At 33.0% G+C, this 16684-nt stretch carries 13 protein-coding genes; 9 read left to right on the top strand and 4 right to left on the bottom strand.

What is annotated here, in order from left to right:
* Positions 1 to 89: 89 nt before the first annotated feature.
* Positions 90 to 3053 carry a tetratricopeptide repeat protein gene (locus OXQ85_RS04670; protein WP_267402648.1) on the bottom strand — a complete coding sequence of 988 codons (2964 nt, stop codon included), beginning with the start codon at positions 3051 to 3053 and terminating at the stop codon, positions 90 to 92.
* A gap of 249 nt (positions 3054 to 3302) precedes the next feature.
* Between OXQ85_RS04670 and OXQ85_RS04665 the strand changes: the two genes are divergently transcribed.
* Together OXQ85_RS04665 and OXQ85_RS04660 are read left to right on the top strand one after the other, a co-directional pair.
* Positions 3303 to 4973 carry an amino acid permease gene (locus tag OXQ85_RS04665; RefSeq protein ID WP_267402647.1) on the top strand — a complete coding sequence of 557 codons (1671 nt, stop codon included), beginning with the start codon at positions 3303 to 3305 and terminating at the stop codon, positions 4971 to 4973.
* Positions 4974 to 5101: 128 nt separating this feature from the next.
* Complete coding sequence (locus OXQ85_RS04660; protein ID WP_267402646.1) at positions 5102 to 5449, top strand: DUF962 domain-containing protein; 348 nt, start codon at positions 5102 to 5104, stop codon at positions 5447 to 5449.
* A gap of 202 nt (positions 5450 to 5651) precedes the next feature.
* Here the strand turns inward: OXQ85_RS04660 and OXQ85_RS04655 are convergent, their stop codons facing one another.
* Complete coding sequence (locus tag OXQ85_RS04655) at positions 5652 to 7673, bottom strand: DUF3857 domain-containing protein (protein ID WP_267402645.1); 2022 nt, start codon at positions 7671 to 7673, stop codon at positions 5652 to 5654.
* 150 nt (positions 7674 to 7823) lie between these two features.
* Here OXQ85_RS04655 and OXQ85_RS04650 point away from each other — a divergent pair, with 150 nt between their 5' ends.
* A complete protein-coding gene (locus OXQ85_RS04650) occupies positions 7824 to 8177 on the top strand; it encodes a DUF4377 domain-containing protein (protein WP_267402644.1) in 354 nt (117 codons plus the stop codon).
* A 27-nt stretch (positions 8178 to 8204) separates the two neighbouring features.
* Positions 8205 to 8561 (top strand): DUF4377 domain-containing protein, encoded by a 357-nt coding sequence (locus OXQ85_RS04645; RefSeq protein WP_267402643.1) that lies wholly within the window; start codon positions 8205 to 8207, stop codon positions 8559 to 8561.
* 44 nt (positions 8562 to 8605) lie between these two features.
* Here OXQ85_RS04645 and OXQ85_RS04640 read toward each other — a convergent pair whose 3' ends face one another.
* Positions 8606 to 9547, bottom strand: a complete 942-nt coding sequence (locus OXQ85_RS04640; RefSeq protein ID WP_267402642.1) for an SPFH domain-containing protein — start codon at positions 9545 to 9547, stop codon at positions 8606 to 8608.
* 183 nt (positions 9548 to 9730) lie between these two features.
* Between OXQ85_RS04640 and OXQ85_RS04635 the strand changes: the two genes are divergently transcribed.
* Positions 9731 to 10804 carry a nitronate monooxygenase gene (locus tag OXQ85_RS04635; protein ID WP_267402641.1) on the top strand — a complete coding sequence of 358 codons (1074 nt, stop codon included), beginning with the start codon at positions 9731 to 9733 and terminating at the stop codon, positions 10802 to 10804.
* Between the two features lie 88 nt (positions 10805 to 10892).
* On the opposite strand, the gene OXQ85_RS04630 is transcribed toward OXQ85_RS04635, so the two are convergent.
* On the bottom strand, positions 10893 to 12248 hold the full coding sequence (locus OXQ85_RS04630; RefSeq protein WP_267402823.1) for a deoxyguanosinetriphosphate triphosphohydrolase: 1356 nt from the start codon (positions 12246 to 12248) through the stop codon (positions 10893 to 10895).
* Positions 12249 to 12317: 69 nt separating this feature from the next.
* On the opposite strand from OXQ85_RS04630, the gene OXQ85_RS04625 reads away from it, so the two are divergent.
* From OXQ85_RS04625 to OXQ85_RS04610, 4 genes are all read left to right on the top strand, one after another.
* Entirely contained in the window at positions 12318 to 13052 is a 735-nt protein-coding gene (locus OXQ85_RS04625) for a DNA-formamidopyrimidine glycosylase family protein (protein ID WP_267402640.1), read from the top strand.
* Between the two features lie 859 nt (positions 13053 to 13911).
* Positions 13912 to 14412, top strand: a complete 501-nt coding sequence (locus tag OXQ85_RS04620) for a MepB family protein (protein WP_267402639.1) — start codon at positions 13912 to 13914, stop codon at positions 14410 to 14412.
* A 40-nt stretch (positions 14413 to 14452) separates the two neighbouring features.
* The gene (locus OXQ85_RS04615; protein ID WP_267402638.1) at positions 14453 to 15169 is read left to right on the top strand and encodes an ATP-binding protein; all 717 of its coding nucleotides are present in this window, start codon (positions 14453 to 14455) and stop codon (positions 15167 to 15169) included.
* A gap of 106 nt (positions 15170 to 15275) precedes the next feature.
* Positions 15276 to 16460 carry a HEPN domain-containing protein gene (locus tag OXQ85_RS04610; protein WP_267402637.1) on the top strand — a complete coding sequence of 395 codons (1185 nt, stop codon included), beginning with the start codon at positions 15276 to 15278 and terminating at the stop codon, positions 16458 to 16460.
* The last annotated feature ends 224 nt before the right edge of the window (positions 16461 to 16684 follow it).

Raw genomic sequence — 16684 nt, 5'->3', positions numbered from 1 at the left:
TACTTTTTGTATTTAAGCATTTGTGTAAAAAATATTAATGATTTTAAAATTCCATGAATATTTTTCACGTTAATACATTAGTACACTTTTTACTTTTTAATCGACTTCTTAACTTCTTTTGCCTCTGCTACAATTTCAGGGAAATCTTTATAATTTTCGATGATCTGATCGCATGTATAACTTGCCTGATAATTGTCTTTCAATCCGACATAGTTCTTCGCCATCAACACCAATGCTTTTGCGCCCCAAAACTCTTCTGAAGCATAATTATTAGCCAGTTTAAAGATCGTTTCGTTTGAAGATTTGAAAGCTTTTCCTTTATTTTGATAATAGGCTTTTGCGTAAAGAGCTTCTGCCGCTACCGAAGTATTTGAAGACTTTTCAAGAGAGGTATAGGCCGTTTGTGCATCTTTATCTTTTCCTGAATTCATCAGGCTTCTTGCTTTAATCACTTTCGCTGTTTCAATAACTGCCGCCGAGTTTTTATTATTTGCGATTACATCATTGGCTAGTTTTTCAGCTTGTGCAAAATTCTTTTCCTCAGCATAAATCTTCATCAATTCTACATTTGCATAGTTTTTAATGCTGATGTTGGATGAATTTCTGATGTTTTCAAGATACTTTTTCGCTTCATTATTATCCCCCTGATTAATATAAATCTGAGCAATACGAGTCTGTGCATCATCCTGATAATCATTCTGAACACTTGCTATTTCCTGCAATACAAGCAATGCTTTGGTTGTATTTTTAGTTTGATAATAGCTTTCTCCCAACTCGTATTTAGCCTGATAAAGACCTTCACCTGTCGGGTTTTGCGTTAAATATTTCTCGTAATAAGAAATTGCATTTTTGTAATCTTTTTTAGCAAAATACTGCTTACCGGTAGAAAGGTTAATCTCATCGATTTCGGCTGCATCTACGTTTACTCCTACATTTTTTGCAAAACTTTCATATCCCGCAACATCTCCGTTTTTCGCAAAGATTGGTTTTGCTGCCTGAACAATTTTCTCTGCGTATGCCGTATTTTTATATTGCTCACCCAACGTTTTTAATTCAGATAAAGCTTTATCGTTTTGATTCTGATCAATATAATTCTGTGCTCTGTAAATAGAAGCATTTGCTATCAAATCTTTGTCAGAAGACGATTTAATCACTTTTCCGAAGAAGTCGTTTGAATTGGTAAAATCATCCTGAGCTGCGTAAGCCGTTCCGATTTCATATTGAGCATCATCATAATATTCCGATCCCGGATATTTTGATAATAAATTTTTAAGGTTGGTAATTTTTGCCTGAGTATCCCCTTTAAATCCTAAAGCCATTGCTTTTTGGTATAAAGTATAATCTGTCGCATCTTCGTTTTTGTCGTAGATCGCGATAGCTTCATTCAGATTATTATTGGCATAATTAATATCTGCTAAACGAAGCTCAGCATCATTTTTAAACTCAGTTTTCGGATTGCTTAAATATTGTTTGAAATACGTTTCTGCCTGATCGAATTTTTTAGATTTAAAATAAGCATATCCCAAATCGTAAGGCAATTGTTGTTTTTCAGGGAAATTTTCGTTCAGCAATTTTTCATAACGGGCAATTGCAGAAGGATAATTTCCTTTTTGGTAATATACCTGCCCTAACCAATACAACGCTCTGTTGTTGAATTCTTTATTAATATTAAATCCTAAACTTCTCAGGAAATACTGTTCCGCTTCGTCATAATTTCCTTTGTTAAATTCTTCTGTTCCCAATAAATAAGAAACCTCCTGATCTACTTTATCGATATCCGGAGAAGAATTCTGAAGTCTGTCGATCGCGTTCAGGGTTTCTTTATAATTTCCTGAATATAAATAAGACTTTACCAAAAGCGATCTCATTTCCGGAGAATTCGCGTCATTTTGGTTTTCGTTGATGTATTTTTGAATTACCGTTGATGCACTTTCAAACGGGTTTCCGATGTCGTAGCTCAGTTTAGCATATTGTTCATGCGCCAGTTTTTTAACTTTAGCATCATAATCCATCTGATAAGACGAACGGAATGCCGAAAGCGCTTCCTGCTTTTTATCAACCGCCAAATATGCATTTCCAAGCTGATAATAAGCATTTTGAGCCAATGCAGAATTGCTGTTCAATAATTGATTATAATAAGAAACCGCTTCATCATACTTTTTCAACTGAGCCGCTACAAATCCCATCTCATAAAGATCGTTTTCAGACGGATTTTGCTGAACGCTCAGATAATCTTTCAAATGAGGATATGCAGAAGTATAATCCTTCTTCATGAAATAACTTTCCCCAATAATTTTATGAACCTCTGCTTTATAAGATTCCGAAATACTTTCGTTCAGTAAAGCGTTTCCTTCAGAGATAGCTTTATCATAATCTTTATCATTATAATACATCTGAACATAATAAGGACGCACCAGTTTAGAATATTTCGGCTGATCTTTTACAGAATCGAAATACTGAAATGCCTTATCATTCTGTCTGTTCGAATAATAAAGATGTCCCAACATATAAGCGATATCTCCTCTCTGAGAATCGTCCGCTGTTTTGTAAGCTTCTTCCAGAGCATCTGTTGCCCCTTTAGAATCGCCCATCATAAATTTAGCATATCCTAACTTTAAGATATACTGAGTATTTTCTTCTTTTGAAAGCTGATATTGGTTTACTTTTTTCAAAGTTTCCAAAGCTTTTTCAAAATCTTTTTTAGTTAAATAATAATCCGCCAATGGTAAATTGGCCTGCGCAAAATACGCCGAGTTCGGATATTCTTTCATGAAAGCAGTTAAACCTTCTTCCGCATGATTTTTCTGAAGAATAACCCCGATCACGTTATCAAAAAACTGCGCAGCCTCTTTTTTCGATCTCGACAAATTCTGATTATAGAAATATTGTCTTGCGTATTCGAATTGAGAAGCGTTGTATATTTTGGTTTGATAAAGATTTTCTGCCAGATTAAACCTGTAATTTTCCTTTTGGGTAAAGTATTGTGACTGCTGAGCTTCGGATACACCGAAATACAGCACCGCAGTCGCTAGAAGTATTTTTCTTGATTTCATTTAATTTTAAATTTTAAAACGTGTAAGCTGAAAATCAACTAGATATTTAAAATTTCGGGGAATATTTATCCACAATTTGAAAACGAAAATATTGAAAAGATATTGTATACACAAGCGTTTTAACACATTGTTGATAAGTGTATTATTTTTTAAGACTTCTTAACTTTTCCATAAGATACCTTAAGAAAATCTAAATTATTTCTGAGAAATAATTACATTTGTTTTTTTCAAAATCAAATATAGAATTGAATGAGTCAACTTTTTAGAAGAAAAATCTATTCAGAAACAGATACATCTACCAGTCTGCTAAGGGTTTTGGGTGTTTGGGACATCGTATTTTTTGGTATTGCGGCGATTATTGGTGCTGGAAGTTTTAGTAGTTTGGGAGAAGCCGTTTTCAGAGGCGGCCCCGGTGTTATTTTGCTATATTTGATATGCGGTTTTGCCTGTGGCTTTACGGCACTTTGCTATGCAGAATTTGCGAGTAGAATTCCTACGGCGGGCTCTGCTTATACGTATGCTTACGCCAGTTTTGGTGAATTAATTGCCTGGATTATCGGCTGGGCATTGATTATGGAATATTCTTTTGGGAATATTTATGTTGCCTTTTCATGGTCTGATTATTTTACAAGCTTCCTGCATCGTTTGGGAATGCATATTCCGGATTATCTGACGTGTAGCTACACAGAAGCCAAGAAAGCAATTATGAATGGTTCTGAAAATAAAGAACTGCTTAACGCTTGGAAAACAGCGCCTTTATTAGGTAATTTAAAAATCATTTTTGATCTTCCCGCTTTGGTAATCAACGGATTAATTACATGGCTATGTTATATCGGAGTAAAGGAAAGTAAAAATTTCAACAACTCTTTGGTAATCTCGAAACTAGCAGTTATTGTTTTGGTAGTTTTGGTCGGTTTTTCTTATATCAATACTGAAAACTGGACACCGGTAAGCCTTGAAACAGGAACAGCTTCATTTATGCCTAATGGTTTTGTTGGTGTTATGAGTGCGGTTTCGGGGGTTTTCTTTGCTTACATCGGTTTTGATGCTTTAAGTGTACTTTCAGAAGAAACTAAAGATCCTCAAAAAACATTACCTAAAGGAATGATTATTTCTTTGGTGCTTTGTACGTTTATTTATATCGCATTAACGCTGGTATTAACCGGAATGGTTGATTACAGAAAGTTCGACGGTGTAGGAGATCCTCTTTCTTTCATCTTTGAAAAAGGAAATGCGAATGTTGCATGGATGGAGCTCACCGTATCATTTATTGCCATCGTTGCCATCACCACTGTATTATTGGTTTTCCAGATGGGGCAACCAAGAATCTGGTACGCCATGAGCCGTGATGGATTAATGCCACAGAAATTTCAAACCGTTCATCCGAAATATAAAACGCCTGCTTTCGCCACAATTGTTACAGGTATTGTAGTGGGAATTCCTATCTTATTTACAGACAAATCTTTCATTCTTGACTTTACGAGTATCGGAACCATTTTCGCATTCGTATTGGTTTGCGCAGGGGTTTTGGTACTTCCGGCAAAGGAAAAGATCAAAGGAAGATTTCACCTTCCATACATCAATGGAAAGATCATTTTCCCTGTTATTTTTATCGGCGGATTAATTGCTTTTTACTATTGGCAACCGGAATTTTTCCAAAATTTAATGGATTGGAAAGATGCTAAGGAAGGAGAATTCAGAGCTTCTATTTTCTTTTTTATCCTGATTAATATTGCAATTTGCGTTTGGGCTTTCATTAAAAATCTATCCTTAATTCCATTAATCGGATTAAGCTCTTGTCTTTATCTTTTAACAGGAATGAGTCATGAAAACTGGTTCTGGTTCGGACTTTGGTTTGCTATCGGATTGGTGATCTACTTTTTCTACGGATACAAAAACAGCAAGCTGAATAAGGCATAAAATATTTAAAATAATTAGCAAAATCGCGAAAAGGCAATGGTATTACAAACCTGCTTTTTCGCGATTTTCTTTTTTATATTTTGGCGAACTTATTGCTTTAGATTTCTTAATTCTAAACTAAAAACGCCATGTCTGAAAGAATAAAAACCTTCAAAGAATTTTATCAGTTTTACCTTACGGAACACAGTAAAACAGGAACACGGATTTTCCATTTTTTGGGAACATTGCTTGTGTTTTGTGTCATCGGATATGTTATCAGTTCAGGCAAAGAAAGGTTTCTTTGGTATATTCCGATTTTCGGGTACGGATTTGCGTGGTTTAGCCATGCCGTGATTGAAAAAAATAAACCTGCAACATTCAAATATCCGCTCTGGTCTTTGATTTCTGATTTTAAACTGTTCTTTGAATTGTTGATTGGAAAACAGAAATTTATAACAAGAAAGATTGAGGCTGAGGCTGAAATTGAAAAAGAATAAATTAATCATTAGCCTAAACAGTATCGGCGGGTTTGCAAAGCAAACCCGCCGATACTGTGTAAAAGATATATTTTAAGATCAATTTTTAATAATTTGTTTGAAAATACTCTGACTACCCCGTCTTTTTGCTTTCGCAAAAATCCACCCCTTCAAAGAAGGGGAATTCAACATTGCACATATTAACTTTAAGCTTCCAGCTTAACTACTTAAACTTCTTTTTAAAGCTAAATTTCAGCATATTCATCAATCCCGGTTCGATAATGTCAACTCCGATTCCGAAATTGCTATCTGCTACCGTATGATGGGCCGTTCTGAAATCTTCAAACTGCTCTTGCGGAATTTCTATATTTACTAAAGGATTGTATTCAATATAAACCGTTCCGCCGTTTTTAGTGATTTTTTTACGGCTTTTATAATCAAAATAAGGATTGGAAATCGTACTTTCCTGAACCGTATATTTTTCTTCCGTATCGATTTTTTGATCGGTATGAAGCGATATTTCATACTTTTCACTGTCGAAATTATGCCAGAAAGGTAAATCTTTATGCATAAAATCTCTTGCTCCGGCTTTTACTACGTTTCGATCAAAATACATCAAAAATCGGTTCTTTTGAGGATCTGTAAAATACGGATTATCAATCGTAGAATGGTATTGAATCGTAAACTCATTCAACTTTTTATCGTCGCTTACAACATCAATTGCAGCATCTTTAAACACATTTCTTACATCCGTTCCGCTTCGGTCGTTGGAATAATTCAAACTGTAAAACAGGAAGTTATTCCAGCTGTCCACCACTTCCCTTTTGTTCGTATTTTTGAAATATCGTCTCATTGCATTGGCGCGGTTTCCACGATAAACAGTTATCAGTTTAAGATGTCCGGTAGCTTCTTTAGCATTAAATTCTACCTTTTCATCCACACAATAATAAGGATATTTATAAGCCTTTCTTTCGTATAATTCCTGATCTTTTTTTACTTCCAGATAATGCATAAAATAGGTAAATCCGCGATTTTCAAGATAACCGAATTCATCACGAAGCGTTGCATCCACAAAATGATCTTCACCTTTATGATTAATTTTCACGATCACATGATTGAAAGTAAGCAAAGACGGCAGATAATATTTAATATAGAAATCTGTATGAAAATTCACCAAAACGATTGAAGAATCTACTCCAATATAATCCAAAATAGATTTTAACAGCACAGATTTCGCCTTGCAATCTCCCTGCTTGGTTTCATATGTAACAGACGGCTCTTGCGGCTTGTGACCATTCATTTCATTGGCATTGAAAATATAATAGATATTATTCTGAACATATTCAATCGCGAACTGAAGTTTTTCGTCGGAATCAGTAATTGCATCTAACTTTTCTACTAAATTCGGAGCGTATTCAGGCAAAGCAGCTTTATTGAAAATCTCCTCATACAATGGAGCAATATAATTCGACAAGTCTTTCCAATTACTCTCCGTCGCAAAATCGATAAAGGGAAAAATTTCACGATTGGCATCAACTGGGTTAATATAATCAACCTCATCAATTACAAATCGGTCACCTTTTTTCAGATAATTGATTTCCGGCTGCAAAACATTGCCCTGCTCATCTCGGAAGAATGTTTTCTTGTAAGCAATCGGCTGATCTCGATCATTAATAAAGGTAAACTTAAAATTACCATACGCCCAATAATTATCAGGACTTACCCAAACATACTTTGAAAATTCTTTTCTTAAAAAATCTCTTTCAGTAAAAGCTTTTACACGAGAATCTTCTAAAATAAGAACATCATACAATCTGAGATCTTTAATAGTAATATTAATTTTTTTGTTACTGCTCAAAACTCCGCCTGCACTTTGATTTTCACTGTCGAAAACTTTAATGCTTGTATCGGGAATTTTATCAATTAAAACCCCATCTCTCAACACACTGATTCGGTGAATATTATAGATTTCATTTTCTTCCACCACCACTTCCGAAACAGAAGCTCTTTCAAGATTAGCTGGCTCATTCAGCGTGTACGCCATACAAACGTATTCACTGTTTTCGGTATTGCTGGTGTAGTATTTTTTGTCTAAAAAATAGCAGTAATCCCTTCCTTCATCAATTTGTTTTTTGGCAAATTCAGATTCTTTTATACGATCAATAAGATCCTGATCTTCAATAATTCCCGCCCACGCTTCAGGTTTTTGAATCTTGTAATTTTCAACTTGAATTTGATTATTCATATTTATATTTTACTATTTTAATTTGTTTGGTTAAAAAATTTAGGGCACCCAAATTAATTAAATAAAAACTAAAAAGCAAGAGTAAAACCACTACAAATGCTTAGATAGACTTCGGCACAATAATTGACAGCTATGGATTAAAATCATTTTATGAGAATTATTAAATCAATTTTAATGGTATTTATTCCGGCTGTAGCAATTTTTTCACTTACGCAGTGTACTACCACTTCGGATGCTACATCATCAAACGGAAATGAAAAGACTTTTATTGTAGGTCCGCAAACTGCCGACTGCACAGGAGTCGCTCCCATGAAATGTCTTCAGGTAAAAGAAACTCCGAATGGAGAATGGACTAATTTTTACACCAACATCGACGGCTTTACTTATGAGCCTGGGTATGAATATGTTTTAAAAGTAAAAACTGAAAAAATTGCGAATCCACCAGCAGATGGTTCATCTATAAAATATACTTTGGTAAAACAAGTTTCGAAAACTAAAAAATAATCAACAACAATTAAAATCCTTACACAAATGAAAAGTAAAACTTTAATTTTGACTGGGTTTCTTGCCCTTTCATCACTGGCAGTATCGGCTCAGAAAAAAGCAAAAGCTCCAAAAGCAAAAGCGAATGTAAAAACCTTCATCATCGGGCCACAGAAAAACCCATGTATGAGCATCAATCAGCAAGGTGATTGTTATCAGCTGAAAACATCAAAAACTCAGAAAAACTGGGAAAATTTTTCACAGCCGATTAAAGGTTTCAAATACACACCGGGATATGAATATGAAATTCAGGTGCGTGCAGACAAACCAAAAGAATCTCTGGAAGGCGCTACAGAAGAATATACTTTCGTAAAAACAGTTTCAAAGAAAAAAGCTAAATCATAGCATTCAATAACAAACCCTCTGAAAATTTCAGAGGGTTTTATTTTTTAGCTGTTATGTTCGTGATCTTTCGGAGGTTTCGGATAATTTCCTTTATTCGCCTCTCCTACTGTATTAGCAGTTGTCATTGCGACAACAAGATCGTTTAACATTCCGCTTGCGGCTGTTGGCGAATTCGGTAATAAAACCAAATTACTTCTGTTGCTCGCTCCCACCGAATGTAAGGTATCATAATGTTGTGTCACCACGATTAATGCAGAAGCTTCGTGAGAATTGATATCTACATTATTCAACATTCTTACAGATTCTTCCAAACCTTTGGCGATTTCTCTTCTTTGGTCTGCAATACCCTGTCCTTGTAATTTTTTAGATTCTGCCTCCGCTTTTGCCACTGCAACGATTCTAATTCTTTGTGCTTCAGATTCATATTCTGCGGCTGTTTTTTCTCTTTCCGCCGCATTGATTCTGTTCATGGCATGTTTCACCTGTTCGTCCGGATCAATATCAGTTACCAAAGCTTTAATAATATCATAACCATAACTGTTCATTGCTTCCTGAAGCTCACTTTTTACCGCAATCGCCACGTCATCTTTTCTCACAAAAACATCATCAAGCTTTAATTTAGGAACTTCCGCTCTTACCACATCAAAAACGAAAGAAGTGATCTGGTTTTCAGGATTCTCTAATCGATAATAAGCATCAGCAACCTGACTCCTAATCACTTGATACTGAACAGACACTTTCATTCTGATAAAAACATTATCCAAAGTTTTAGTATCGATAATTACATCTAATTGTTGAATTCTCAGGTTTAATCTTTTAGCAATTTGATCAATAATTGGAAGTTTAAGATGTAATCCTGAATGTTTTACGGAAGTAAACTTTCCGAAACGCTCAACAATTGCCGCAGTCTCCTGCTTTACTACAAAAAACGAGGCAAATAAAATAATAAGTCCGAAGAAAATAACCGGAACCAATAAGTATGTCATAGTTTTAATTTTTTAATGTGTCGTAATAATTTCTTTTTTGTTAAAAAACACTTTCCACTTGGTTTGTTTTAAATATAATAAAAATATGTGAGATGAAGACTGATAATAATCAATTCTGTATTGCTGAAAAGAATTATTAAAAGTATTAATTTTAATATCGCTTTCTCTAAAATCAATACAATCATGTGGAACAAAAACAGAATTACGGAATTATTAGGCATTGAATACCCTATTATGCAAGGTCCTTTTGGCGGAGGTTTATCGACGGTTGAATTAACGGCAACTGTCAGTAATCTTGGTGGTTTAGGCGGATTTGGAGCGTATACATTATCGCCACAGGAAATTTATACTATTCATCAAGAAATACTAAAAAAGACCGATAAACCTTACAATCTCAATCTCTGGGTAAATGACCACGACATTATTGATGAAAAACAGACTCAGAAACAATATGAAAAGGCGGTTGAAACTTTTAAACCTTATTTTGATATTTTAAATGCAGAAGTTCCAGCTTTACCTCCATCTTTTGAATCAAGATTTGAGAATCAGTTGCAGGTTGTTTTTGATATTAAACCTAAAGTTTTCAGCTTTATGTTTGGACTTTTAGACTCAACCATTATTGAAGACCTTCACAAACAAGGAACAATTATCTTTGGAAATGCCACGACTTTAGATGAAGCCATTGCTTTGGAAAACCTTGGTGTAGATGTTATTGTCGCTTCTGGATTTGAAAGTGGCGGCCATCGACCTTCATTTTTGGATCAATCAGAACTTTCGACTACGGGAACTTTCGCCTTGATTCAATTAATTAAAGATAAAGTAAAAATCCCTGTGGCAGCAGCCGGAGGAATTGCCAATGGTCGCGGAATTGCCGGAGCTTTTACATTAGGAGCCGAAGCCGTACAAATCGGAACCGCATTTTTAGCCACCGAAGAATCTGGAGCCTTGCCTATCCACAAAGAATTCTTATTTTCTGATGCCGCAAAATCTACAACCCTTTCCAGAGCATACACCGGAAGATTAGGACGAGCCATAACCACAGAAATTACCAGAAATGTATTAACTGCAACAGACGATGTTTTACCTTTTCCTTTGCAGACGACTTTTATGAATTCGTTAAAAAAATCGGCTTTAGAACAGCAGAAAAATAATCTCGTAATGTTCTGGTGCGGACAAATCGCTCCTCTTCTGAAACATACAAAAGCCACAATTTTAATGAAATCATTGATTGAGGAAGCGAATGAGTTGCTTAAATAACTTGCTGGAAGATGGAGGCAGAAGATGGAAGTTTATAACGCGCGCAAAAACTTTCTGCTTCCAGCCCCCATCTTCTTTTCCAAAAGTTCTAAACCGTCATTCCAATATCGATTCCTTTTATTTTTCGGTAAAGATCGGTTGCATAATTATCCGTCATTCCGGAAACGAAATCGATCACTCCAAGAACCTTCTGATAATCGGTTCCGTCATCGTAAACAAATTGTTTTGGAAGTAATTTTAATGCTTTTGTATCGTAAGATTTTCTATTTTCTTTAGACTTTAAAATAGATGGAATAAAATGATCCAGCAATTCGTACATTACGTTATAGCCGGCATTTTCAATTTCTACAACTGCTTTATGATTATAAATTTTTTCGATAGAGAAAGATTCAATATCCTGTAAGGCATTGTTTTCAGATTTATAAATATCCAAAAGCCCTTTATCTAAATTTCCTTCAAGAATTGTATTAAAGTTATTTCTATACAACTCCAACGATTTATTAATTAAAGCATTAATTACTTTTGCTCTTAGATAGGAAATTTGTTCATTTTCATTTCCGATAGAATCCAGCTTATCTTTTACTCTTTTGATATCGTCAGTTTCAGACTTTACGAGTTCAAAAAATAAATTTTTACAGTCCGCCGTTGAAACAATACCTAAACGGTGAGCATCTTCCATATCAATTATATTATAGCAAATATCGTCAGCCGCTTCTACTAGCCAAACGAATGGATGTCTTTTGAAAATATACGGTTCTTCGCTTTCTGAAATTAAATTCGTTTCTTTTGCAATTTCTAAGAAAATATCCTTTTCATTTTGAAAAAAACCGAACTTTTTTCTATGAATAATTCCTTTCTTTTTCGCAATCGCTTCACAAGGATATTTTGCAATACTTGCTAATGTAGAGAACGTTAACTGAATTCCTCCCGCATCTTTCCCTTGTTGTTGTTGAGCCAAAACTCTGATGGCATTGGCATTTCCTTCAAAATTTACCAGATCTGCCCATTCTTTTTCGTTGAATTTTGGCTTTAAATCAGATTCATTTCTTTCAAAATAGCTCGCAATCGCATCTTCTCCCGAATGCCCGAAAGCCGGATTTCCTACGTCATGACACAAACAAGCTGCTGCGATTACATTTCCTAAATTATGAAGGTAAAAACTTTTAGAATCTTCAGTAAGATCATTTTTATATTCATCATGAATAAACTCGCCCATCACACTTCCCAAACTCCTTCCAACAGACGAAACTTCCAACGAATGCGTTAAACGGTTGTGTACAAAAACACTTCCCGGAAGCGGAAAAACCTGCGTTTTATTCTGCAGTCTTCTGAAAGCCGATGAAAAAATAATTCTGTCAAAATCTCTCTGAAAATCCGTTCTTGAAGCTTTTGTATGTGGATTGTTTCCGGTACGCTGATTGGTGAAAATCTGGTTTAAGTTCATCATTTTTCAAAATTACTTCAAATTTTAGTTTTACGGAATACTATTTGAACTTTTGTGGAAAACTATCTTATGCCAGAAGGTCCAACGATATTATTAATGAAAGAAGATCTACAAAAATTTGTAGGCAAAAAAGTATTGACCGCTCATGGGAGTTTTAAGATTGATAAAGGGATATTGGAAGGAAAAATTTTAACTAAAATTCGCACTTTTGGTAAACAGACCTATTTGGTTTTTGATCATACTGTGATCAGAATTCATTTGCTGATGTTTGGCTCTTATAATTTATTTGAAAGGAAAGATCAGGCAAATAATTTACGACTGGGACTAACTTTTAAAGATGGCGGAATGTATTTTTATACTTGTAATGTAAAATCTGTTGATCCGGAATTTTTAAACACTATTGATTGGAAAGCTGATGTGATGAGTGATGAATGGAATCCTACAGAAACTGAAAAAAGGTTAAAATCAAATCCTAAAATGATGATTTGTGATGCATTGATGGATCAGGATATTTTTTCAGGTGTAGGAAATATAATCAAGAATGAAGCTTTATTTCGGGCAGGAATTCATCCAGAAAGTATAATTGAAAATTTACCTTCGAAAAAGTTGAAAGAAATAATCGCTGAAGCCAGAAATTACAGTTTCGATTTCAAAAAATGGAAAAAAGCGAATGTTCTGAAAAAGCATTTTAAAGTTTATCATCAGAAAAACTGCCCGAAATGTGGTGCCGAAATTATAAAAAAAGACACCGGAAACGGAAAACGAACCAGTTTTTTCTGTGACAATAATCAGAAACTCTATTAATCAAAATAACTAACTTTTTGAATATTTAAAATAGCCTATCCTATAGTTTTATGAAATGTAATACTTTTTGTCACTGACAAATGACATAATTTCATCATTTCTGACACCAAAGTCATTCAAATTATTTGAATGGCTTTTTTACATTTAATTCATACAGCAAAAAATTTCGAGCCAGAAAATAATTTTTGTTAACAAAAAATTCATTTTAAGTGAAAACTCGACGATCACATTTTTGATTTTATGATGATGTTATGCATGCCATTTTTTCTTTTTTGGATTATCAAGTCTTAAATACAAAAGACCAAAGCTTTATCAGATTAACAAAATTTTACAAATAAGATAATAAAAATACATATAAATTTTCAAAAATACATTAAATAATTGTAAACAAAATTTAACATTAAAAACACATAAACACAACTTAACACACTGATAAACATCATAATTATTTGCTTTGGCACACGATTTGAAAGTAGTAATATTGCAAATACAAAATCGACAATAAAAAGTCAAATAATTAAATATATAACAATATGATCACTTACATCGGAATTGCAACATTTTTAGTAGTTATTACTTCTTACTTTATGACTGTTAGAAGAGAAGGAAATTAATTGTATTCTCACTAACAAATAGTCGCTTATAGAAGAAATTTACTAATTCACATTTATGTTTACAATCCCACAGAAGGTTGTTGCTCTTTTACTCAATTGGAGTAAAAGGGCCCAAAACATAAAGTAGGAGATTTACAAACAAGACAAATTTTAATTTTTATAATAGCCGATAGGGTCGAACGAAAGTTCGGCTTTTTTTGTTTTTAGAGGTAAGTTCACAGTAATTTTCACTTACTTTCGTTATTATGATTCAGGAAATTCAGATTGTTCAGGATAAAGCATTTAAAAAATTAAACTTAATAATTTCAGACATTACTAAAGATTTAGAATGTGACGAATATTTCGGCTACCATTTTAAGCTTGATCAATTCAATATTAAATTCAGAAAGGCGAAAGTTACTCCCAAGAAAATCGGACAGTTTGTAACGCTATGGAAAAGAAATCCCGAAACCAAAGAAACCGAACCTTTTCAATATAACGATGATTTTGATTTTTATATTATTTACACAGAGCACGAAAATCATCAAGGCTTTTTCCTTTTCAGCAAGAAAGCTTTAATTCAACATCAAATTTTAACGACAGAATCGAAAGAAGGAAAACGCGGCTTCAGAGTATATCCAGATTGGGATATTCCAGTAAATAAACAGGCGATAAAAACTCAAAACTGGCAGCAAAAATCACTTATCAACCTTTCTGAAAATAGTTATCTGGAAAAACTCCAAAACATTTTAAATAGTGAAATATAAACAGATATTGCTTTATCTTTGCGTATAAATTTCATTTACTATGAATCTGTACGACCTTATTATTCAGGATAAAGAACAAGTGACGCTCAATGATGTTTTCCTTGAAACTCAAAATAAGGAACAATTTGTACAGCTCATTAAAGAACATACCTACATTAAAGAATTGCAAGAATACGGTCTTCCCGTGAACAATAAAGTACTTTTGCAAGGAAGTTCGGGTTGCGGAAAAACCATGACTGCTAAAGCGATTGCGAATGCTTTAGGTAAAAATATTATTATTTTAAATTTAAGCAATATCGTTTCTTCAAGAATTGGCGAGACTTCACAAAATATCAAAATGATTTTCGATAAAGCGGCGCGTGAAAGATCAGTTCTTTTTCTTGATGAACTCGACCAAATCGGAAAAGCTAGAGGCAGCGACGATAAAGATGTTGGCGAAATGCGAAGATTGGTGAATACATTGATCCAGTTGATCGATTATTATCCTGAAAATGCACTTTTACTTTGCGCGACGAATCACCCTGAAATCATTGATACCGCTTTATTGAGACGTTTTCAGCTGAAGATTAATTATGAAATGCCTTCGAAAGAATTTCTGGATACTTTTTATGATAATTTATTGTTGAAATTTCCTGAAGATTTAAATAAAATTGAAAGAAAATATGAGATCTCTTTTGCGGAAGCGAAGGATCATGCATTGACTTTAGTGAAAGGGAATGTTATTGGGAAACTGGAAGGAAGTTCTGTTGAGATATAAAAATTTCTATAAATTTTGAAATTTAAATTGACTCTTATTATTTAGAGAAATGTCAAAAGCCTTTAATATCTTATTTTTCTATATTTGTTAAAAACTTATTCTACTCATGGAAATAAAGATAGAGTACTTGATTGTTTACAAAATACAAGGAAACTACTTAGATAATATCAATGGCTTTAAACATCTTTTAATGTTAAACTCTTTATTAACATTTAAAGAAAATTCAGAAGAAATACTATTCAACAAGAAAAAATTTTCATTTAAGATCAACTCACATGAAATTGAAAATAAAAACCAAAGACTTTTTAAATTTACTTTATATAGTAAAGAAGATAACATTGATGAATTTATAATCCTATTAAAACTTATCAGAGAGGGAATATATAAATCAAATGGCAAAATAAGTATTATTTGGGATGATATTTCTAGTTATTATTCTAAATTAGCCTACCCCCAAATTAATAAAATCGAAAACTTATTGCGAAAATTAATCACTTTCTTCATGGTATCTAAATTAGGGTTAGAATGGACGGAAGAGAGCACTCCAAAAGAAGTTAAAAGTAATACTAGAAATTCAAGAGATAATAATAATTATTTACATGATACTGATTTCATTCAATTAGCAGATTATTTATTTAAGACATATCCAGAAAAAAATGTAGAAATATTATTTAAAGAAATTAAAAATAATGATGATTTCAAAGAAAAAGATTTTAATTATTTAGAGAAATTCATACCAAAATCAAACTGGGAAAGATACTTTAATTCTTTCGTAGATTGCGAAGATGGATATTTAATTAAACAATGGAATAGATTATATGAATTAAGATGTTTAATTGCTCACAATAGCTTTATTACAAAAAAAGAATATGAAGAAATAAATAAAATAGTTTTAGACTTAACAGAAAAATTTGAAAAAGCTATACTCTCAATTGATGAAATTATTATTTCCTCTTCAGACAAAGCTTTAATTTATGATAATATGGTTATAAATCAGAGCATATTAACAAATAAGTATTTAGATATTTGGAAGAAAATCACTGAAGATATTACTATATACTATAGAAGAGAAGGATTTAAATTTGTCCAAGATAAAACATTAAAACAAATTATAGATGGTCTAATCTCACTCCATGTAATTGGTCCAGAATTCTACTTTAAATTGTCCGACTTGATAGTAATAAAAACAAATTATGTTAATTCAAGCCAGTTTGTAACACAAGAAATAGTTCAGGATTTAGAAGAATTTTATTATAGTCAAATATGTTTCAAACCTCCTTTTTATAAGTAATTTTTTTTTGCAAAACATTCATATTAAAAATTTTCATCGCAAAAAATTCATGGATATATATTTCGTTTTATCACTTAAAAAAGCAAAATATAAAACCCCTCAAATTCAGAATAAAATACCTTTTAAAAATTGAAAGGTATTTTTTATTTCATCAAAAATATCATAAAAGTTCAAATTATTTTAAACACTTATTAATTCACATATTACCATTTAATAATCAATAC

The sequence above is a fragment of the Chryseobacterium sp. GM_Chr_2 genome (assembly GCF_026540445.1).
In the GTDB taxonomy this organism is placed as follows: domain Bacteria; phylum Bacteroidota; class Bacteroidia; order Flavobacteriales; family Weeksellaceae; genus Chryseobacterium.
This window is presented reverse-complemented; position numbering and strand designations above follow the sequence as displayed.

What these genes read in the sequence shown, in the direction of transcription:
- OXQ85_RS04670 (WP_267402648.1), bottom strand. Translation starts at nt 3,053, where the DNA reads ATGAAATCAAGAAAAATACTTCTAGCGACTGCGGTGCTGTATTTCGGT.
- OXQ85_RS04665 (WP_267402647.1), top strand. Translation starts at nt 3,303, where the DNA reads ATGAGTCAACTTTTTAGAAGAAAAATCTATTCAGAAACAGATACATCT.
- OXQ85_RS04660 (WP_267402646.1), top strand. Translation starts at nt 5,102, where the DNA reads ATGTCTGAAAGAATAAAAACCTTCAAAGAATTTTATCAGTTTTACCTT.
- OXQ85_RS04655 (WP_267402645.1), bottom strand. Translation starts at nt 7,673, where the DNA reads ATGAATAATCAAATTCAAGTTGAAAATTACAAGATTCAAAAACCTGAA.
- OXQ85_RS04650 (WP_267402644.1), top strand. Translation starts at nt 7,824, where the DNA reads ATGAGAATTATTAAATCAATTTTAATGGTATTTATTCCGGCTGTAGCA.
- OXQ85_RS04645 (WP_267402643.1), top strand. Translation starts at nt 8,205, where the DNA reads ATGAAAAGTAAAACTTTAATTTTGACTGGGTTTCTTGCCCTTTCATCA.
- OXQ85_RS04640 (WP_267402642.1), bottom strand. Translation starts at nt 9,547, where the DNA reads ATGACATACTTATTGGTTCCGGTTATTTTCTTCGGACTTATTATTTTA.
- OXQ85_RS04635 (WP_267402641.1), top strand. Translation starts at nt 9,731, where the DNA reads ATGTGGAACAAAAACAGAATTACGGAATTATTAGGCATTGAATACCCT.
- OXQ85_RS04630 (WP_267402823.1), bottom strand. Translation starts at nt 12,248, where the DNA reads ATGAACTTAAACCAGATTTTCACCAATCAGCGTACCGGAAACAATCCA.
- OXQ85_RS04625 (WP_267402640.1), top strand. Translation starts at nt 12,318, where the DNA reads ATGCCAGAAGGTCCAACGATATTATTAATGAAAGAAGATCTACAAAAA.
- OXQ85_RS04620 (WP_267402639.1), top strand. Translation starts at nt 13,912, where the DNA reads ATGATTCAGGAAATTCAGATTGTTCAGGATAAAGCATTTAAAAAATTA.
- OXQ85_RS04615 (WP_267402638.1), top strand. Translation starts at nt 14,453, where the DNA reads ATGAATCTGTACGACCTTATTATTCAGGATAAAGAACAAGTGACGCTC.
- OXQ85_RS04610 (WP_267402637.1), top strand. Translation starts at nt 15,276, where the DNA reads ATGGAAATAAAGATAGAGTACTTGATTGTTTACAAAATACAAGGAAAC.